This window comes from Actinoplanes sp. NPDC024001 (assembly GCF_040638955.1).
In the GTDB taxonomy this organism is placed as follows: domain Bacteria; phylum Actinomycetota; class Actinomycetes; order Mycobacteriales; family Micromonosporaceae; genus Actinoplanes.
The window spans coordinates 13,140-31,779 of record NZ_JBEZZB010000023.1; the positions used below are offsets into that span (position 1 = coordinate 13,140).

General features: G+C 71.6%; 19 protein-coding genes, 1 pseudogene and 1 riboswitch. Of the genes and pseudogenes, 13 read left to right on the forward strand and 7 right to left on the reverse strand.

What is annotated here, in order from left to right:
* Positions 1 to 13 precede the first annotated feature (13 nt).
* The 3 genes from AB0F81_RS11815 (at position 14) to AB0F81_RS11825 (ending at position 2,110) form a co-directional block, all read left to right on the forward strand.
* The gene (locus AB0F81_RS11815) at positions 14 to 454 is read left to right on the forward strand and encodes a TIGR03618 family F420-dependent PPOX class oxidoreductase (RefSeq protein ID WP_360194896.1); all 441 of its coding nucleotides are present in this window, start codon (positions 14 to 16) and stop codon (positions 452 to 454) included.
* Positions 455 to 561: 107 nt separating this feature from the next.
* On the forward strand, positions 562 to 1,470 hold the full coding sequence (locus AB0F81_RS11820) for a TIGR03619 family F420-dependent LLM class oxidoreductase (RefSeq protein WP_360194899.1): 909 nt from the start codon (positions 562 to 564) through the stop codon (positions 1,468 to 1,470).
* Between the two features lie 13 nt (positions 1,471 to 1,483).
* On the forward strand, positions 1,484 to 2,110 hold the full coding sequence (locus AB0F81_RS11825) for a carbohydrate-binding protein (protein ID WP_360194902.1): 627 nt from the start codon (positions 1,484 to 1,486) through the stop codon (positions 2,108 to 2,110).
* Here the strand turns inward: AB0F81_RS11825 and AB0F81_RS11830 are convergent.
* From AB0F81_RS11830 to AB0F81_RS11855, 6 genes are all read right to left on the reverse strand, one after another.
* Positions 2,107 to 4,785, reverse strand: coding sequence for a bifunctional diguanylate cyclase/phosphodiesterase (locus AB0F81_RS11830; RefSeq protein WP_360194905.1), 2,679 nt, complete (start codon positions 4,783 to 4,785; stop codon positions 2,107 to 2,109). The two genes, AB0F81_RS11825 and AB0F81_RS11830, sit on opposite strands and share 4 nt — an antisense overlap.
* Before the next feature lie 64 nt (positions 4,786 to 4,849).
* Entirely contained in the window at positions 4,850 to 5,503 is a 654-nt protein-coding gene (locus AB0F81_RS11835; protein ID WP_360194907.1) for a response regulator transcription factor, read from the reverse strand.
* 2 nt (positions 5,504 to 5,505) lie between these two features.
* Positions 5,506 to 6,603 carry a sensor histidine kinase gene (locus AB0F81_RS11840; RefSeq protein ID WP_360194910.1) on the reverse strand — a complete coding sequence of 366 codons (1,098 nt, stop codon included), beginning with the start codon at positions 6,601 to 6,603 and terminating at the stop codon, positions 5,506 to 5,508.
* A 99-nt stretch (positions 6,604 to 6,702) separates the two neighbouring features.
* Positions 6,703 to 7,662 (reverse strand): ATP-dependent DNA ligase, encoded by a 960-nt coding sequence (locus AB0F81_RS11845; protein ID WP_360195053.1) that lies wholly within the window; start codon positions 7,660 to 7,662, stop codon positions 6,703 to 6,705.
* Between the two features lie 9 nt (positions 7,663 to 7,671).
* Positions 7,672 to 8,952, reverse strand: coding sequence for an ABC transporter substrate-binding protein (locus AB0F81_RS11850; RefSeq protein WP_360194913.1), 1,281 nt, complete (start codon positions 8,950 to 8,952; stop codon positions 7,672 to 7,674).
* A 96-nt stretch (positions 8,953 to 9,048) separates the two neighbouring features.
* Positions 9,049 to 9,297 carry an SCO4226 family nickel-binding protein gene (locus AB0F81_RS11855; RefSeq protein ID WP_360194916.1) on the reverse strand — a complete coding sequence of 83 codons (249 nt, stop codon included), beginning with the start codon at positions 9,295 to 9,297 and terminating at the stop codon, positions 9,049 to 9,051.
* Positions 9,298 to 9,458: 161 nt separating this feature from the next.
* On the opposite strand from AB0F81_RS11855, the pseudogene AB0F81_RS11860 reads away from it, so the two are divergent.
* The 4 genes and pseudogenes from AB0F81_RS11860 to AB0F81_RS11875 form a co-directional block, all read left to right on the forward strand.
* A pseudogene (locus AB0F81_RS11860) lies at positions 9,459 to 9,701 on the forward strand (AAA family ATPase); the annotation flags it as partial.
* 127 nt (positions 9,702 to 9,828) lie between these two features.
* Complete coding sequence (locus AB0F81_RS11865; protein WP_360195056.1) at positions 9,829 to 9,939, forward strand: hypothetical protein; 111 nt, start codon at positions 9,829 to 9,831, stop codon at positions 9,937 to 9,939.
* 92 nt (positions 9,940 to 10,031) lie between these two features.
* The gene (locus AB0F81_RS11870) at positions 10,032 to 11,378 is read left to right on the forward strand and encodes a hypothetical protein (protein ID WP_360194918.1); all 1,347 of its coding nucleotides are present in this window, start codon (positions 10,032 to 10,034) and stop codon (positions 11,376 to 11,378) included.
* Positions 11,379 to 11,409: 31 nt separating this feature from the next.
* Positions 11,410 to 11,763 (forward strand): MmcQ/YjbR family DNA-binding protein, encoded by a 354-nt coding sequence (locus AB0F81_RS11875; protein WP_360194921.1) that lies wholly within the window; start codon positions 11,410 to 11,412, stop codon positions 11,761 to 11,763.
* A gap of 16 nt (positions 11,764 to 11,779) precedes the next feature.
* Here the strand turns inward: AB0F81_RS11875 and rnhA are convergent, their stop codons facing one another.
* Positions 11,780 to 12,238, reverse strand: coding sequence for a ribonuclease HI (gene rnhA / locus AB0F81_RS11880; RefSeq protein ID WP_360194924.1), 459 nt, complete (start codon positions 12,236 to 12,238; stop codon positions 11,780 to 11,782).
* A gap of 993 nt (positions 12,239 to 13,231) precedes the next feature.
* Between rnhA and AB0F81_RS11885 the strand changes: the two genes are divergently transcribed.
* From AB0F81_RS11885 to AB0F81_RS11910, 6 genes are all read left to right on the forward strand, one after another.
* Complete coding sequence (locus AB0F81_RS11885; protein WP_360194926.1) at positions 13,232 to 14,143, forward strand: ABC transporter ATP-binding protein; 912 nt, start codon at positions 13,232 to 13,234, stop codon at positions 14,141 to 14,143.
* On the forward strand, positions 14,140 to 14,901 hold the full coding sequence (locus AB0F81_RS11890) for an ABC transporter permease (RefSeq protein ID WP_360194929.1): 762 nt from the start codon (positions 14,140 to 14,142) through the stop codon (positions 14,899 to 14,901). The genes AB0F81_RS11885 and AB0F81_RS11890 overlap by 4 nt, the downstream gene beginning before the upstream one ends.
* Positions 14,902 to 14,983: 82 nt before the next feature.
* A complete protein-coding gene (locus tag AB0F81_RS11895; RefSeq protein WP_360194932.1) occupies positions 14,984 to 15,820 on the forward strand; it encodes an ABC transporter ATP-binding protein in 837 nt (278 codons plus the stop codon).
* Positions 15,817 to 16,602 carry an ABC transporter permease gene (locus AB0F81_RS11900; protein WP_360194935.1) on the forward strand — a complete coding sequence of 262 codons (786 nt, stop codon included), beginning with the start codon at positions 15,817 to 15,819 and terminating at the stop codon, positions 16,600 to 16,602. Before AB0F81_RS11895 ends, AB0F81_RS11900 begins: the two co-directional genes overlap by 4 nt.
* Positions 16,599 to 17,729, forward strand: coding sequence for a sensor histidine kinase (locus AB0F81_RS11905; protein ID WP_360194938.1), 1,131 nt, complete (start codon positions 16,599 to 16,601; stop codon positions 17,727 to 17,729). Before AB0F81_RS11900 ends, AB0F81_RS11905 begins: the two co-directional genes overlap by 4 nt.
* Positions 17,726 to 18,343, forward strand: a complete 618-nt coding sequence (locus AB0F81_RS11910; protein ID WP_360194941.1) for a response regulator transcription factor — start codon at positions 17,726 to 17,728, stop codon at positions 18,341 to 18,343. Before AB0F81_RS11905 ends, AB0F81_RS11910 begins: the two co-directional genes overlap by 4 nt.
* A 210-nt stretch (positions 18,344 to 18,553) precedes the next feature.
* A riboswitch (cyclic di-GMP riboswitch) is annotated at positions 18,554 to 18,633 on the forward strand.
* Positions 18,634 to 18,640: the final 7 nt, after the last annotated feature.

Below are 18,640 nucleotides of genomic sequence, written 5' to 3' on the forward strand. Positions count from 1 at the left end.
TAGGGTCAGGGGCATGAGTGCGCTCGACGACGCCTGGGAGCTGAGCCGGTCCGAGACCGGGCTGGCGATCGTGTCCACCGTGCGGGCCGATCAGACGGTGCAGTCCACGCTGGTCAACACCGGGCTGATCAAGCACCCGGCAGACGGCACGCCGGTGCTGGCGTTCGTCGCGCTCGGCGCGGTGAAGCTGCGCAACCTCCGGCAGCGACCACAGGTGGCGGTGGCTTTCCGCAGCGGGTGGCGTTACGCGACGGTCGAGGGCACGGCACTGCTCGCCGGGCCGGACGACCCGCAGCCCTGGCTCGACGCCGAGCGCCTCCGGCTGCTGCTGCGCGAGATCTTCACGGCGGCCGGCGGCACGCACGACGACTGGGACGCCTACGACCGGGCGATGGTCGAGGAGCGCCGCACGGCTGTGCTGGTCACGCCGACCCGGATCTATCCGGCGGGGTGAGCCCGGCCGGCTGCTCACGCCCGGCGGCCGCCGGGCGGCCTGGAGTTGCTCCCGGGTCGCGCGGAGTGGCGGGAACTGTTCGAGGACTCGTACGAGGAAGATTCTGCATGCTGATCAGTTTCGGATTGCCGGTGTCGGGCGCCTGGGCGCAGGCGGAGACCTTGACGCGCATCGCGCGCAATGCCGAGGAACTCGGCTATCACGGCCTGTGGGCGTTCCAGCGGCTGCTGATCGGCCGCGGCCAGGAGCTGGCGCCGGTCTATCACAGTGTGCTCGATCCGATCGTCGCGCTGACCTGGGCGGCAGCGGCCACCGAGCGGATCCGGCTGGGCGTCTCGGTGATCAACCTGCCCTATGTGGCGCCGGCCTACCTGGCCAAACAGGTCAGCACCCTGGACCGGCTCTCCGGCGGCCGGTTCGATCTGGGGCTCGGCACCGGATGGTCAGAACCGGAATTCGAGGCGACCGGCTCCGACCCGCGACCGCGCGGGCGCCGCACCGAGGAGTACCTGGCGGCGCTGGCCGCCCACTTCAGCGGTGAGGAGGCGTCGTTCACCGGCACCCTCTACCGGGTGCCGCCGAGCCGGATGGCGCCGGCGCCGGTGCAGCCGGGCGGGCCGCCGGTGCTGCTCGGCGGCAGTGCCGAGGTCGCGCTGCGCCGGGCCGGGCGGCTGGCCGCCGGCTGGGTGAGCAGCAGCCGCGCGAGTCTGGCGGACATCGCCGAGGGCTCCCGGATCGTGCGTGAGGCCGCGGAGGCGGCCGGGCGTGACCCGGGTGCGGTGCGGATCGTGGTGCGCGCGGTCGTGCAGGCCGGGCAGCGCGACGAGGGCGTGCCGCTCTCCGGCGACTGGGCGCAGATCCGCGACGGCGCCCAGCGGTATGCCGAGGCCGGCGCCACCGAGCTGTTCTACGAGCCGAACTGGGATCCGCGGATCGGCGGCCCCGGCGCGGACCCCCGGGCGGCGGCCGCTCTCGGCGAGGAGATGCTCACCGAGCTGGCTCCGAAGATCACCTGATTACTCTGGTCCGGTGGACCAACGATCTCCGGCCGTGTACCGGACCCGTTCCTGGACGAACCGCCGTCGGGCGCTGACCGGGCTCGGCGGTGTCGGCCTGGTGCTGCTCGGCTATGCGATCGGGCGCTGGCAGGACACGCCGGCCGCGGTCTCCGCGCCGCCGGTCGTGGTGGCGTCGTCGTCCGCTGCCGCGCCGTCGCCGACGGTCGAGACGCCGGAATCCGTGGCGCCGAGCCCGGTGGAGTACCCGGTGCTGCAGGCCGAGTCGGCGACCGAGCTGGCCGGCATCGAGTCCGAGGACACCGCCGACCAGGGCGGCGGCAAGAACGTCGGCTGGATCACCCGCCATGATCACTTGCGGTTCGACAACTTCGACTTCGGGGCTGTTCCGGCCACCAAGGCGAAGGTGCGGCTGTCGTCCGCGGCGAGCGTGGCCGGGCGGGTGCAGTTCCGGCTCGACAGCAAGGACAGCGCCCCGGTCGGTGAGGTCTCGGTGGTCAACACCGGTGGATGGCAGAACTGGCAGACGGTGGCCGCCGCGCTGGAGCCGGTCACCGGGGTGCACACGGTCTTCGTCACCTTCACGACGACCGACGACAGCGAGTTCGTGAACCTGAACTGGATCCAGTTCGACCACTAGGCCGGCGTCTCGGCGCCCTCCAGGAAGAGGCGGCCCGCCTCGGCGGCCGGAACCGGCCGCGAGAAGTAGTAGCCCTGCGCGTATCCGCAGCCCATCTCGCGGAGGGCGGCGAGCTGCCCGAACTCCTCGATGCCCTCGGCGACCGTCGCCATGCCGAGGCTCTTGCCGAGCCGGACGATGGTGTCGGCGAGAGCGGTGTCGTCGGCCAGGACGCCCAGACGCTCCACGAACGAGCGGTCGATCTTGAGAGTGTCCACCGGGAAGCGGCGCAGGTAGGCCAGCGACGAGTAACCGGTGCCGAAGTCGTCGATCGCCAGGGTGAGGCCGAGCGCCTTGAGCCGGACCAGCTGCTCCAGGTTGGCCTCGGTGTCGGACATCAGGACGCTCTCGGTCATCTCCAGGCAGAGCCGGTCGGCGGGCATCCCGGTGTCGGCGAGCACCGCGGCGACGGTCTCGGCGAAGTCGGGCTGGTCGAACTGGCGGACCGAGACGTTCACCGACATCCGCAGCGGGCGGCCGCCGGCGGCCTCGCTCCAGGCGACGGCCTGGCGGCAGGCCTCGTGCAGCACCCACCGGCCGAGCGGCACGATCAGCCCGGTCGCCTCGGCGAGCGGGATGAAGTCCATCGGGTTGATCATGCCGCGGACCGGGTGCGGCCAGCGGACCAGCGCCTCGAAGCCGACCACCTCGTGGGTGGCCAGGTCGACCGTGGGCTGGTAGTGCAGGCGCAGGTCACCGCGTTCCAGGGCGGCGCGCAGGTCGGACTCCAGTTCCAGGCGCTCGATCAGGCCGTCACGCATCCGCGTGCGGTAACCGGCGAAGACGCCGCCACCGGCGTTCTTGGCGTGGTGCATGGCCAGGTCGGCGTTGCGCATCAGCTGCTCGGCGTCCTCCTCGTCCAGGGTGTCCGCCGAGGCCAGGCCGATGCTGGCGCGGATGTGGATCTGCCGGTCCCCGACCACGATCGGCGCTTCCAGGTCGTTGAGGATGCGGCGGGCCACCGTCTCCGGGTCGTGGTCGAGCAGGATGCCGAACTCGTCGGCGCCGAAGCGGGCCACCAGGTCGCCGGCGCGGACGCAGCCGGTGATCCGGTCGGCGACCTGCACCAGGAGCTGGTCCCCGGCGAGGTGGCCGAGGCTGTCGTTGACCCGTTTGAAGCCGTCCAGGTCCAGGTAGAGCACGGTGACGGGAGCGCCGCCGGCGAGCGCCGCGGCGGTCCTGTCGCGGAACAGGGCCCGGTTGGCGAGCTGGGTGAGCGAGTCGTGGTACGCCTCGTGGACCAGCTGCTCCTGCAGTTCCATCCGCTCGCTGATGTCGCGGGTGTTCAGCACCAGGCCGTTGACGTGCGGGTCGTCGAGCAGGTTCGTGATGGTCATCTCGGCCTGCCGGTCGCGGCCGTCACGGTGCCGGACGGTCAGTTCGAGGACCGTGGTCGCGTACGGGCGCCCCGCCACCTGCCGCAGCGCCTGGGCGAGCCGGTGCCCGGACGCCGGGTCGAGCAGCTGGGTGAGGCGGCGGCCGGTGAGCAGCCGGGGCGAGTAGCCGAAGACCCGGTGCACCGACTCGCTCTGGTAGATCACGTCGGCGTCCGGGCTGACCACCGTCACCACGTCCGAACTGTGCTGCACCAGGGCGTGGAACTGCTGCTCACGGGCATACAGCTCGGCGGTGCGCTCGGCGACGCGGGCCTCCAGCGTACGGGTGAGCCCGTTGTTCTCCAGCTGCGTGAGCAGCTGGCGCCCGACGATGAGCAGGATCAGGAACGACCGGGTGAACGCCACGAACGGGTGGCTGCCGCCGCTCTGCACGTGGAAAAGCACGCTGGAGCCGAGCGCGGCGAGGACCGCCACGTAGGGCAGCATCACCGCGACGGTTCCGGCCCGCTGCGACAGCGGGACGAGCGGCACCGGCCGCGCCAGCGGACGCCCGGCACCCATGATGACCAGCGCGTATCCGGCGAGCCAGCCCAGGTCGAGGGCCTGCCCGGCACCGGTGTCGTGGACCAGGCCGAGGTAGGCGTATCCGGCGTCGGCGACCGCGAAGGCGGCCAGGCCGGCGGCGATGAACGCCATGTGGGCGCCGCAGCCGTGCCGGATCCGCTGCTGCGGCAGCATGTAGACGGCGATGGTGGCGAGCACGATCCCGCCGAGCGGGAAGACCAGCGTGAAGTAGAAGTCCGGCCCGAGCACGGTCGCCTGGTCGATCGCGAACACCCAGCCGACCAGGACCAGCGACGCGGCGATCAGCAGGCCGTCGAGGACGCTGCGGATCCGGTTGACCAGCGGCTGGCTGGCGCTCGGCAGGATCAGCAGGCCGGCGCCGACCAGCAGCATGCCGAGCACACCCAGGTTGGGCCCGGCCGGTGCCGCACCGGGTTCGATCTCGGCGCCCGCGTGCTGCAGGAACGAGAACTGGCCGAGCCCCCAGCTGAGCACGCCGGCGCCGAGAGTCGCCCAGCCCCAGCGGGACCGGCCGGTGAACCCCCGGGAGCGCCACAGACAGGCGAACGCCGCGGCGACGGATCCGGCGAGCAGCGCGGCCAGGCAGATCGCCCGGGTCGCGCCCGGTCCGCCGAGCCCGGTGCCGATCAGTACGGCGAGGACCGCGAACACGGCGCACACGCTCAGGCAGAGGCGGACCCAGCGGCGTTCCGCCTTCTGATCAGGAACTGCCATCCGCCGTGCCTCCGGTCCTCGGTTATCCGGGTCATCGGGTCGAACGGATCTCTCCTGAGAGTTTTCAGCCGACCAGGCCGTCCTCGTACGCGACGATCACCAGCTGCACCCGGTCCCGGACGCCGAGTTTGGCGATCGCCCGGGTGACGTGCGTCTTCGCGGTCAGCGGGCTGATCACCAGCTCACGGGCGATCTCGTCGTTGGACAGGCCGGTGGCGATCAGCCGGACCACCTCGCGTTCGCGCTCGGTGAGGACGGCCAGCCGGTCCCCGCCCGCGGTGGCGGCGGCCGGCACCGGGCGGTGCGCGAACTGGCCGACGACCCGGCGGGTGACGCTGGGGGAGAGCAGGGCGTCGCCGGCGGCGACCACCCGTACCGCGGAGCGCAGGCCGTCCGGGTCGATCTCCTTGGTGAGGAACCCGCTGGCGCCGGCGGCGAGTGCGGCGAAGACGTACTCGTCGGTCTCGAAGGTGGTCAGGATGATGATCCTGGTGTCCTGCTCGGCGAGGATCTGCCGCGTCGCGGCGATCCCGTCCATGCCGGGCATCCGGATGTCCATCAGGATCACGTCCGGCCGCAACTGGCGCGCGGTCCGGACCGCCTCGTCGCCGGTGGACGCCTCGCCGACCACCTCGATGTCCCGGCCGCGCCGCAGCAGGCTGCGGAAACCGGCCCGGACCAGGTGCTGGTCGTCGGCGAGGAGTACCGAGATGGGCATGTTCACTCCGTAACGATCGGGATGCTGGCGCGCACGGTGAACCCGCTCGTGCCCGGCCCTGCGGTGAGTGCCCCGCCGAGCGCGGCCACCCGCTCCCGCATGCCGGCGATGCCGTGGCCGTCGGTGATCTCCGCCGCGCCCCGCCCGTCGTCCTGCACGTCGACCAGCACCCGGTCCGGGGAGTAGCGCAGGGTGACGACCGCCCGGGTGGCGCCGGCGTGCCGGACGGTGTTGGTCAGCGACTCCTGCACCACGCGGTAGACGGCGGTGGCGACCGGGGCGGGCACCTCGACCGGGTCACCGAACTCGTTCAGCGACACCGTCAGACCGGCCTCGCGCACCTGGCCGAGCAGCCGGTCCAGGCTCTCCAGCGCGGGCAGCTCGCCCTCGCGCAGCACCCCGACCAGCGCCCGCAGGTCGGTCATGGCCTTGGCCCGGACCTCCTGGGCGAGCTTCAGCGAGGCCTTCGCCTCGTCCGGCTCGGCGTCGAAGGCGTCCAGCGCCACGTTCAGGTGCACGCCCACCACGGCGAGCGTGTGCGAGACCACGTCGTGCAGGTCGCGGGCGATCTCCACGCGCTCCTCGGCCCGCCTGCGGCGTGCCTCGATCTCGCGCTGTTGCTCGTCGCGGGCGATCCGCTGGGCGACCTCGGCGCGCCAGCGCTGGGAATTCCGGTACGCCGACGCGCCCGCCAGGACGGTGCCGAACCAGAGCGCGTCGCCGCCGACGTGCGCGAACACGTGGTCGGAGGGTTGCATGGTGACGACCCAGTCCCAGTTCAGCCCGAAGAACAGGGCGACGGCGCCGGCCACCACGGCGGCGCGCAGCCGGCCGGCCAGCACGACGGCGACGAACGCGGCGGTCGCCGGCCACAGCCAGCCGGACTCGATCAGGTACGACGAGCGCCAGGCCGCCACGATCAGCAGGGTCGTGATCAGCGAGCCCAGCGGCCAGCGCCGGGCGGCGAGCACCAGCCCGGCGAGGGTGACCGCCAGGCTGGAGGTCATGACCGGGTCGGAGTTGCCGCCGGTGACGGCCAGCCCGGCCGGGACGCCCACCAGGGTGAGGGCGGAGGCCACATAGGTGAAGTTCTTCGTCATGCCGGGAACGCTAGGTTCGCGGCCCGGGCCGGCGCGTCGTACCAGTGCGGTCATCCGCATCGACTCCTCCGGCGTACGTCCCTACACCGTTCGGTGTATTCAGCTCTCGGCGGCACGTTTCGCGCGGGCCCGGCGTTTGCCCTCGTGCATGGCCTGCACCCGGGCGACCGGAATGGTATGCCCCTCCTCGACCAGGCCCTTCTCCAGAGGCACCGGATCGGGCAGCGCCTGAGCCCACGGGTCGCGGTCGCCGAGCAGCCCCGGAGCGTTACGCACGGTGAAGTCGCCGGGCGCCACCGAGTCCAGGTCCGCCCAGTCCACCGGGAACGACACCGGCACGCCGGGCCGGATCCGCGGACTGTACGCGGCCACCACGGTCGCCCCACCGGCCCGGGTGGCGTCGAGGAAGACCTTGCCGTGCCGGTCCTCCCGGATGAACGCGGTGGTCGCCAGCTCCGGGTCGAGCCGCTCGGCCCGGGCCGCGACGGCACGCTGGGCGGCCGCCACGTCCTCCGGCGCCGCCTCCGGGGCGAGCGGCACGAAGACGTGCACGCCCTTGGACCCGCTCGTCTTCACCGCGCCGGGCATCCCGGCGTCGGTGAGCACCTGCTGCACCAGCCGGGCCGCCGCGACGGCGAGCTGGAACCCGCCGTTCTCCGGCGGGTCCAGGTCCATGATCAGGTGCGTGGGGTGGTGCGATCCGGCGAGCATGAGCGCCGGGTGGTACTCGACGGCGCGCTGGTTGCCGAACCAGAGCAGGGTGCGCCGGTCGTTGCCGAGGGCGTAGGTCACCTCGCGGTGCGACGCGTCGGCCCAGATCCTGGTCCGGGGCACCCAGTCCGGTGTGTACTTGGGCAGGTTCTTCTGCATGAACTGGTCCTGACCGCGCAGCACCCGGATCACCGAGAGCGGCCGGTCCCGCAGTACCGGCAGCAGGCGTCCGGACATCGCGTCCAGGTAATCGATCAGGTCCCGCTTGGTCGCCCCGGCGCCCGGGAAGAGCTCCTGGTCCAGGTTGGTCAGCGGCACGCCGTCGCGTTCATCGGCCATGGCACCTATCGTGCCGCATCAACCCTTCACGTACTGGGCCGCTGTTGCGGCGAGCGCGTTCTGCAGGGCGGTGACGTTCTTCTCGGGCGCGGTGGAGAAGGCGCCGAGCGCGGCGTTCAGCGCGTTCTGCCAGTCCTGCGAGCAGGCCGAGCCGTGCGCGCAGGACGGGACCGGGGTGTCCGACTCCCAGTCCTTCATGGCGGCCACCTGATAGGCGGAGAAGCCGTCACCGGTCACGTCGGTGCGCGCCGGGATCGAGCCCTTGCGGATGTTGAACTCGCGCTGGCCCTCGGCCGAGGCGACGGTCTTCAGCCAGCAGCGGGTGCCCTCGGCGTTGGTGGCGCCGGCCGGGAGCACGAACGAGTCGGCGAGCCACTGGAAGACCCCGTCGGTGCCGGGGAAGGTGAACGACTCGTACGCCCGGAAGTTCTTCGCCGCCAGGTCGGCGGCGAGCCAGTCGCCCATCAGCTGATAGCCGGCCCGGCCGTCGATGAGCAGCTGCTCCGCCTGCGGCCAGTCCAGCGCGTCCCGGTCGGGGTTGCTGAAGCTGATCAGCTGCGCGTAGTCGGCCAGCGCGTCGCGGACCGCCCTGCTCTGCCACTTGGTGTCGCCGGTGAACAGCCCGGCGAACCGCTTCGGGCCGAGGCCGCTGATCAGGACCGACTCCAGGAGCATGAGCTGGGTCCAGTCGCGGCCGAGGGCGAGCGGCGACTCGACACCGGCCCGGCGCAGCGTGGCCAGGTCCTTGAGGAAGGCGTCCAGTGTCTTCGGGGTACGCACGATGCCGGCGTCGGAGAGCACCTGGCTGTTGGCCCACACCACGTTGGCGCGGTGGACGTTCGACGGCACCGAGTAGATCTTGCCGGCCACGGTCAGGTCGTCGATCAGGCCCTGCGGGAACGCCTGGCGCAGTCCCCACGAGTCGTACTCGCCGGAGAGGTCCTGGACCCGGCCGGCGGCGATGTAGTCGGCGAGCTCGGCGCCGGCGTGCACCTGGAACGTGTCCGGCGGGTCGTTCTGTTCGATCCGTGCACCGAGCACCTGCTTGGCGTTGACGCCGGCGCCGCCGGCCACCACGCCGTTCTCGAACTCGTGCCCGGGGCAGTCGGTGGTGAAGCGGCCGACTAGGGCGTCCAGGCCGGCTTTCTCGCCGCCCTCGGCCCACCAGGTGAAGACCTCGACCTTGGTGGCGCCGGCGTCCTCGTCAGCCGAACCGCAGGCGGACGCCGTCAGAAGCGTGACGGCGCTGACGACGGCCGCCAGGGCTCGCCGCGTGGAGAGCATTCCTACCCCATTCATGTGGACAACTGGGGTTACCGTGCTACTCCACTCCTAAAGGTGTCAACTCGTGACCTATCACCGCGTCCTCACACAGAGCAACGAAGATGATCTTGGTCATACCTCGGCGGTGACCTCGTACACCTCGCTGGTCGGATGACCGGCCCGCTCGTGGATCCGCATCACCGCCTCCTTGCTCGGCGCCGTGCTCAGGCAGAAGGCCTTGCCGGACTCCCGGTCCAGCCACGCCCTCTCGAAATGCACGCCCTCCTCCGCCTCGATCTTCAGATCGGCGTCGTGCGCGGCGTCCAGCTGCTCCTGGGTGACCCCGAAGAACCCGTCGTGCACGTCCATGAACTTCGCCATCGAACTGGCTCCTTTCTCCCTCCCCGCCAGCATCGGCCGCCGCGCACGGTTGGACATCGGTCATAACACCCAAGAAGACGGAACCGGCTCCCTGCCAGTTTCGCTGTGGCGCTCAGCAGTCCCGTACTGATCGGAGAGGCGACCTGCTCGCGGCCCGGCGCCTGGCCTCGACCGCGGCGAGCAGCGGGGAGATGCTGTTGCTCGCCGGTGAGGCGGGCATCGGCAAATCCCGCCTGCTGCGCGAGATCAACCGGCGCGCCGCCGCGTCCGGGACCTGCCGATCCTGCTCGCCGGCACCTACCGCAGCGACGAGCTCTATCCGCCTCGGCGACCGCTTCTACGTGCAGCCGCGCGGGGACGGCGCGAGCTACGACTTCCGGCACGCGCTCATTCGCGACGCGCTCTACGCCGACCTCACTCCGCTGCGCCGGCGGCACCTGCACGCGCGGGCCGCCTCGGCGGCCCGCGAGTGGAAGTGGCCCGGTCGTCGCAGCCGGGAACGCCGACCGGCAGATCGCCGGAACGCTCCGCATCTCCCCGCGCACGGCCGCCGCGCACGTCGAGCACATCCGCACCAAGCTGGGCATCTCCAAGCGCGCACAGATCGCCGGCTGGCTCGCCAAGGTTGAGCCTTCGAGCTAATTCATTCGTGGTAAGTCAAACGGGCCATAGCTCGCGGTCTATCAAAATGGCCACAATGCTGGCATGGAACAGTGCACCGAGCGGGTCCGGCTATGACGGCACCGGGCGACATCGTGATCCTTCTGATCCTGCTCGCCTCGCTCCTGGCCTGCGCCGGATACGCCGCCGGGCGGCTGCACCAGCGCCGGCAGAGCGCCCCCGACCGGGAGGAGGCCTACCGCCACGGTTACGACTCCGGCACCCGGAGCGTCTTCGGCATGGCCGCCAGGGCCGCGGGCCGCCGCCGCGAGCGCGGCGCCGTCACCGGCGCCGCGAGCGTCCCGCCTCCGGCGCCGGTGAATCCTTCCGGGTCGCAGGCGGGATCGTTGCTGCCGCCGCACGGCTCATCCCCGGCTCCTGCGCACGCGCCTGCGCCTGCGCCTGCGCCTGCGCCGAGCTTGCTGCCGAAAGACGCCGAGGTCCAGCCCGTGCCGTCGCCGCAGATGCCGCCGGTGGCGGCTTCGGCGGATCTCGAGGAGCCGACCAAGCCGGTGCCCCCGCATGCGTCATCGATTCTCCCGGCGTCCCATGTTCCTTCGTCGCCGCCGCAGGAGCCGCCAGGCCTTTCGCGGATGTCGCAGGCGTCGCCGGTTTCGTCGTTGTCCCCGCAGGTGTCACCGGGTCTCCCGGTGGCATCGCAGGCGTCGCCGGTTTCGTCGTTGCCGCCGCAGGTGTCACCGGGTCTCCCGGTGGCATCGCAGGCGTCGCCGGGTTCTTCATCGCCCCCGCAGGTCTCGCCGGGTCTTCCGACGGCATCGCAGGCGTCGCCTGTTTCGTCGTTGCCGGAGGCAACGCCGGGCCTTTCGGTGGTATCGCAGGCGTCGCCGATCTCTTCGTTGCCGCCGCCGATCTCGCCGGGTCCTCCGGTGGCGTCCCCTGTTTCTTCGCGGGCGCCGCAGGTCTCGCCGGATCTTCCTGTGACATCGCACGCGGCACCCGCCTTCTCGGTGCCGCCACAGGCATCGCCTGTTTCCTCGGCGCGGCCGCAAGGGGCGCCGGGTTCTCTGCTGCCTGCGTCGCAAGGGTCGCCGGGTTCTCCGCTGCCTGCGTCGCACGTGGGGCCGCAAGGGGACGGCGAGGAGCCGACCAAGCCGGTGCGGCCGCAGGCGACGCCGGGCTTTCCGGTGCCGCCGCCGCATGTGGGACCCGGTCTGCCGCCGCCGCCCGCGCCCGGCGGCGTCACCTACACGTCGCTGCCCGACCCGCGCTGGTCCGGAACCGCCGACCTCGTGCCCGAGCAACGCGAACCCGAGCCGCGGCGGGGCCGGCACACCGTACCGGATGAATTGGTGCAAGCTGCCACCTATGTGCTGCCGCCGGACCGGGTAGCGCGCGCCAAGGTGGTTCGACGGCCCGAAGGGCCGCCGGAGCCACCGGTGCCGCGGCCGCGTGGCACCTGAAAGTGTCATACCCGGGCGTTAGCGTGCCGGAATGGTCACCATCGATGACGTGCGCCGTGTCGCGCGCGACCTGCCGCGCAGCCAGGAGCATCTGATCCGCGACCGGGTGAAATTCCGTGTCGGCCAGATCGTCTACGTCGCCTTCTCCCGGGACGAGACGGAGATGGGCTTCGGCTACCCCAAGGAGGAGCGCGACGCGCTGATCGCCTCCGACCCGGAGACATTCCATCTGCCACGCCCGTCCGATCTGCGTTTCCGCTGGGTGGAGGCGTGGCTGGAGCGCCTGACCGTGGAGCGGATGACCGAGCTGGTCATCGACGCCTGGGCGATGACCGTCCCCAAGAAGGTCTGGACGGCCTACATGGAGACCCACCGCCCAGGCTGAGTCGCCCCGCCCGGGCTCAGCCGCGGTCGAGTGCTTCCCGCAGCCCGCGGGCGGCGAGCCGGTCGGCGCGCTCGTTCTCCGGATGCCCGGCGTGCCCCTTCACCCAGTGCCACCGCACCTCATGCTTGCGCACGGCCTCGTCCAGGCGCTGCCAGAGATCCACGTTCTTCACCGGCTGCCGCGCCGCCGTCTGCCACCCGTTGGCTCGCCAGCGGGGCAGCCATTTGGTGATCCCGTCCCGGACGTAAACGCTGTCGGTGTAGATGTCCACCACCAGCGGCGCCCGGTTCAACGTCTCCAGGGCCCGGATCGGCGCCATCAGCTCCATCCGGTTGTTGGTGGTCGGCGTGGCCTCGCCGCCGCACAGGTCCTTCTCCGCCCGGCCGTAACGCAGGACAGCGCCCCACCCACCCGGCCCAGGATTCGGCACGCACGCCCCGTCGGTGTAGATCTCCACCACCGTCCGGTCACCCATGCCGCGCACCCTACCCAATTCGAGGCCGTCACCCCCGCAGCGCCTCCGCAGCGCCGCACTTCACCGCCGCACGCGCGAACTCCAGCGCCGCACCCTTGCCTCCCGCCGCACCCTTGCCTCCCGCCCCGCCCTCATCGGCGGCTGCACTCTTCGACCCGGCCGTAGCCAATAGCGGTGTATCGCCGGGCATAAGCGGTACCGGCTACGGCCAGGTCTGCTTGGCCGTAGCTCATGCCGGTATCGCGCCGGGTATTAAGCCACACCAGCTACGGCTCGGCCCGCTCGGGAGTGTCCACTCGTGAGCGCATGCCGATTCGCGCCGATCTTGGTCAGCTGGCTCTCAGCGCCGTTCGAGCGCGTGCAGACAGCCCTGGCGGCCAGCCGGCTCTTCCGGCTACGCCTGGGAGCTGCCTTGGCCACCCCGAACGAGCACTGACGGCCAGCCCATCCGGCCGGCTGCGCTTGGGAGCTGCTTCGGCCGGCCTGAACCGACACTGGCCGCCAGCCGGTTCGCCTGGCTGCGCCTGGGAGTTGCCTCGGCCGGCCCGAACCGACACTGGCCGCCAGCCGGTTCGCCTGGCTGCGCCTGGGAGTTGCTTCGGCTGGCCCGAACCGACACTGGCTGCCGGCCGGTTCGGCCGGCTGTGCCTGGGAGTTGCCTCGGCTGGCGCCGGGCGGCGCTGAGTGCCGGCCGGTTCGGCCGGCTGCGGCTGGGAGTTGCTTTGGGTGGGGGGAGACGACGCTGACGGTCAGCCGAGTGGATTGCGCCGTGATCGGGCAGGCGCGGTGTGGGGAGCCGGGCAGCGCGGGGGTGGGAGCGCACGGAGCGGGCCCGCGAGGCGGCGGGAAGGAGAGCGGAGCGCGGGCTCCGGGTGGGTGAGGCATTGCATCGGGAGGAGTGCCGAGCCGGGCTTCGCAGGGCGCCGCCGTAAGGTGACCGTGGCGGACGAAATCGGTGGGACCTGTGGGGCGGAAACCGTGAAGGGTGGCGACGTGGCCGCGGTTGAGGTACGGGACGCCGTCGTGCGCTGGGGCGACACGACGGCGGTGGACGGCGTGTCGCTGTGCCTCCCGCGAGGGCGGGTGCTCGCCCTGCTCGGCCACAACGGGGCCGGAAAGACCAGCCTGCTGCAGGTCTGTGAGGGGTTCCGCCGGCCGGACGCCGGGGAGGCGCGCGTGCTCGGCCTCGACCCGGTCGGGGATCACGACCAGCTCATGCCGCGCCTCGGCATCATGCTGCAGTCCGGGGGCGTCTACCCGTGGGCCGCGGCCGGCGAGATTCTGCGGCTGTTCGCGTCGTTCGCCGCCAACCCGCTGAGCCCGGACATGCTGCTGGACCGGCTCGGCCTGCGCAAGGTGGAGCGGACCCGGTTCCGCCGGCTGTCCGGCGGCGAGCAGCAGCGGCTCAGCCTCGCGGTGGCCCTGGTCGGCCGGCCCGAGCTGGTCTTCCTGGACGAGCCGACGGCCGGCATGGACACCGAGGCCCGGCACACCACCTGGCAGCTGATCGAGGAGCTGCGGGCCGACGGCGTGTCGGTGCTGCTCACCACGCACCTGCTGGACGAGGCCGAGCGGCTCGCCGACGATGTCGTGATCATGCGGTCCGGCAGGGTGGCGGCGACCGGCACCCCGGCCGAGTTGACCGCCGCGGCCGGGATCGACCTGCTGGAGGTGCGCGCTGATCCGGGTCTGGACCTGACCGGGCTGCGCGCGCACCGTACGGTCGACGAGACCTCCCCCGGCGAGTACGCGATCACCGGCGCCCTGGACACGAGAGGCCTGGCCGAGGTGCTCGGCTGGTTCGCCGCCGTGGACGCGCACGTCACCGCGGTGAGCAGCCGCCGCCGTACGCTCGAAGACGTCTACCTGTCCCTGACGAAGACAACCGTAGGAGCGCCCGAGTGAGCGCCGGAACCTTCACGCCCGCTCCCGGCCGGGCCCCGATGCGTACGATCATCGGCCGCCAGCTGCGGATGGAGCTGCTGCTGACCGCCCGCCGCGGCGAGGCCGTGGTCCTGGCGATGGGTGTGCCGCTGCTGGTCCTGCTCGGTGCCGGCCTGTTCGAGGTGACCAACCTGCCGACCGGCGACCGGCTCGGTTTCGTCGTGCCGGGTGTGCTCGCGCTGACCGTGATGTCGACGGCGTTCACCGGCCAGGCGATCACCACCGGCTACGAGCGCAGTTACGGCGTACTGAAGAGGCTCGGCGCCTCCCCGCTGACCCGGCCGGGTCTGCTGTTCGCCAAGACCGGCTCGGTGCTGGTGCAGATCGTCCTGCAGGTGGCCGTGCTGGCCGCGGTCGGGTTCGCGGTCGGCTGGCGCCCGGAGCCGCACGGGCTGCTCTCCGCGTTCGGTGTGACCGTGCTGGCCGTGGCCGGCTACAGCGGTCTGGCGTTGCTGCTGGCCAGCGTGCTGAAGCCGGAGACCACCACCGGCGCCGCCACGCTGATCTACGTGGTGATGCTCTCGGTCGGCGGGATCATGTTCGCCGCGCCGGACCTCGGCACGGCCGGCTGGTTCCTGCTGCCGCTGGCCGCGCACGCGCACGCGCTGCGGGAGACGCTGACGGCCGGCGGTTCGGTGCCGTTCGCGATCTGGCTCAGCCTGGGCCTGTGGGCGGTGGTCTGGCTGACCGCCGCCGCCCGTAAGTTCCGATGGGAATGAGACTGTCCGTCGATCGGTGGACAACCGGTGACAGCCGCGCGGTCGTCCCGGGCGGACACCCCGCACCGGCACGATCGACGTCATGGAAGCCATCGAGGTAAGCGGACTTCGCAAGACGTACCGCGACCGGGACGCGGTCGCGGGCATCGATCTCGTCGTCGCCCGGGGCGAGATCTTCGCGCTGCTCGGCCCGAACGGGGCCGGCAAGACCACCACGGTCGAGATCCTGGAGGGCCACCGGCGGCGCACCGCCGGTGACGTGCGCGTGCTCGGCGAGGACCCCGGCAAGGCGGGTTCGGCCTGGCGTTCCCGGATCGGCATCGTGCTGCAGGACGCCGACGACGCCGCCGACCTGACCGTGTACGAGATGGTCCGCCACATCGCCGGCTTCTACCCCGACCCGCGCAGGGCGGACGAGGTGATCGAGCTGGTCGGACTCACCGCCAAGCGCAACAGCAAGATCCGTACGCTCTCCGGCGGTCAGCGCCGCCGGGTGGACGTGGCGCTGGGCATCGTCGGCCGGCCGGAGCTGCTCTTCCTCGATGAGCCGACGACCGGGTTCGACCCGGAGGCGCGCCGGCAGTTCTGGGAGCTGATCCGCACCCTGGCCGGTGACGGCACCACGATCCTGCTGACCACGCACTACCTGGACGAGGCGGAGGCTCTCGCCGACCGGCTCGCGGTGATCGCCGACGGCCTGATCGTCGCCGAGGGCACCCCGGCCACGCTCGGCGGGCGCGGCGCGGCGCAGGCCCGGGTGACCTGGCGGGAGGGCGGCACGGCGCACACCGAGCAACACGCCGACCCGGCCGCCCTGCTGCGCCGGCTGCTGGACGACGGCGTCGACCTGACCACGCTCACCATCACCCGGCCGACCCTGGAAGACACCTACCTGACCCTGATCGGAGCAGCCCGATGACGACGATGAGCCTGAGCCGTGGTCACGTGGAGCTGCTCCAGTTCCTGCGGGACAAGACCGCGGTGGTCTTCACCTTCTTCTTCCCGGCGATGCTCCTGCTGCTGTTCGGCACGATCTTCGGCGACGAGTACAACGACCAGGGCGTCAGCGCGAGCCAGGTCTTCACGGCCAGCATGGTCGCGTACGGCATCCTCAACACCGCCTTCGTCACCATGGGTTCCGGTCTGGCGATGGATCGTGAGGACGGCACCCTCAAGCGCCTCCGAGGCACGCCGATGCCGGCTTCGGCGTACCTGATCGGCAAGGCCCTGCTGGTGCTCGTGCTGAGCGTGGCCGAAGCTGCCGTGCTGATCCTCTGCGGGGTTTTGATCTTCGACATGCCGCTGCCCGGCGCGGCGCACTGGGTGACCTTCTCCTGGATCTTCCTGCTGTCGGTGATCTGCTGCTCGCTGCTCGGCATCGCGGTGAGCGCGCTGGTGAAGAACGCCCGCAACGCCGGCGCGATCCTGAACGTGCCGGTGGTGGCGCTGCAGTTCGTCTCCGGTGTCTTCATCCAGCCGATGAGCCAGCTGCCGGACTGGCTGGAGAAGTTCGCCTCGCTCTTCCCGGTCCGCTGGATGGCGCAGGGTTTCCGTTACGTCTTCCTGCCGGACGAGGCGAAGGCGCAGGAGATCGGCGGCGCCTGGGATCTCGGCGGAGTGGCCATGGTGCTCGGCATCTGGTGTGTGATCGGATTGGTCCTGTGCCTGGTGACGTTCCGGTGGAGCACGCGAGACCGATGAGCGCCACCCCGTCCCTCAAGCTCTGGGACCTGTACTTCCTGGTGATCGCGGTCGCGGTGGCGACCGCGACACTGCTCGCGGACTGGCAGTCGCCGTGGCGCCGGGCGGTCGCGGTCGGCGCCATCGCCGGCATGGCGCTGCTCTACGTCCTGGCCGCCCGCCCGCTGATCCTGCGCGACACGCAGAGCACCCTGTCACTGCTGGTCAGCCTCGTGTACCTGCTGCTGTTCGGCACGGCGATCGCCTGCGTGCCGCTGACCACCTGGCTGATGTTCGCGGTCATCCCGGTCTTCTTCATGCTGCTCCCGCTGCGCCGGGCGATCGTCCTGGTGGTGGTCGCCAACCTGATCCCGGTGGTGACCGAGCTCTGGGCCGACCCGGGCGGCATCGCGATCGACCTGGTGATCGCGGCCATCTCCACCGCGGCCGGGGTGTGCATCGGCGTCTGGATCAGTGGGATGGCGGAGCAGAGCGAGCAGCGGGCCCAGCTGATCGCCGAGTTGGAGGCCAGCCGGGCCGAACTGGCCCGGCTCTCCCACGAGGCCGGGGTCGCGCAGGAGCGGACCCGCCTGGCCGGCGAGATCCACGACACCCTCGCGCAGGGCTTCACCAGCATCATCACGCTCATCCAGGCCGCCGACCCGTCGCTGCGCGACGAGCGGCTGGCCCTCGCGGTTCGCACCGCGAAGGAGAACCTCGCGGAATCCCGCGCGATCGTCGCGGCCCTCTCACCCTCGGCACTGGCTTCCTCTTCACTGCCCGATGCCGTACGACGCCAAGCGTCCCGTTTTTCGCGGGAGGCGGGGGTGCCGGCTACGTTCCGTCAGACCGGGGACGCCCGTGACCTGCCCACCCGGGTCGAGGTGGTGCTGCTGCGGGCGGCGCAGGAGGCGCTGACCAACGTGCGGCGGCACGCCGGTGCCTCGGAGACGGCGGTGCTGCTGGCGTACTCGCCGGAGACGGTGCGCCTGGTCGTCCGCGACGACGGGTGCGGCTTCGACCCGGCCCTCGAAGGCGGTTACGGCCTGCCCGGGATGCGGTCGCGGGCCGCCGAGGTCGGCGGGACCCTCACCGTGCACAGTTCCGGGGAATCCGGCACCACCATCGAACTGGAGATCCCCGCATGATCCGCATCCTGCTCGTCGACGACCACCCCGTGGTACGGATGGGCCTGCGCGGCATGCTCGACGCGGAACCGGACCTGACCGTGATCGGCGAGGCGTCGTCCGGCGCGGAGGGGGTGGAGCTCGCCCTCGCCGAGCGCCCCGACATCGTGCTGATGGACCTGCGGATGCCCGGCGGCGACGGGGTGGACGCGACGTCGCGAATCCTGTCGGCTTCCACCGGGGTCCGGGTGATGGTGCTGACCACGTACGAGTCTGACCGTGACATCCTGCGCGCGATCGAGGCCGGCGCCTCCGGCTATCTGCTGAAGGACGCGTCGCCGGCGGAGCTGGCCGACGCGGTCCGCGCGGCCGCCCGCGGCGAGACGGTGCTGGCCCCGAGCGTGGCGTCGACGCTGGTCCGGCAGGTCCGCAGCCCCGCCCCGCCGGCGCTGTCGGCGCGCGAGACCGAGGTGCTGCGCCTGGTCGCCGGGGGCCTGACCAACGCGGAGATCGGCAAGCGCCTGTTCATCAGCGAGGCGACGGTCAAGACGCACCTGCTGCGCGCCTTCAACAAGCTGGACGTGGCGGACCGGACGGCGGCGGTCACCACCGCGATGCGGCACGGGCTTCTCTGACGCTGCAGGGTCACAAGATCACGGTTGGTGGCGGCGTGGCCTGACGTCCCTCAAGTGCCCCCTGCAGGCTGCTGGGGGATTTAGGAGAAAAATTCTGTTCCGGCGGTAAGGGTGGGTTAGGCCGGTTAGATTACGGAAGGCGCGACCTCATCTGGATCTTCGATCCAGTGTTTGCGCAGCTCAACCCGGTAATAGCGCCCTCAGGCGCGGTACCCGAACAGGCAAACCCGCTGCGAGGCGGGGACGCAAAGCTAGGGGCCTCCCCGAACGGAGGTAGCCCAGCCGCCGAAGGAGAAA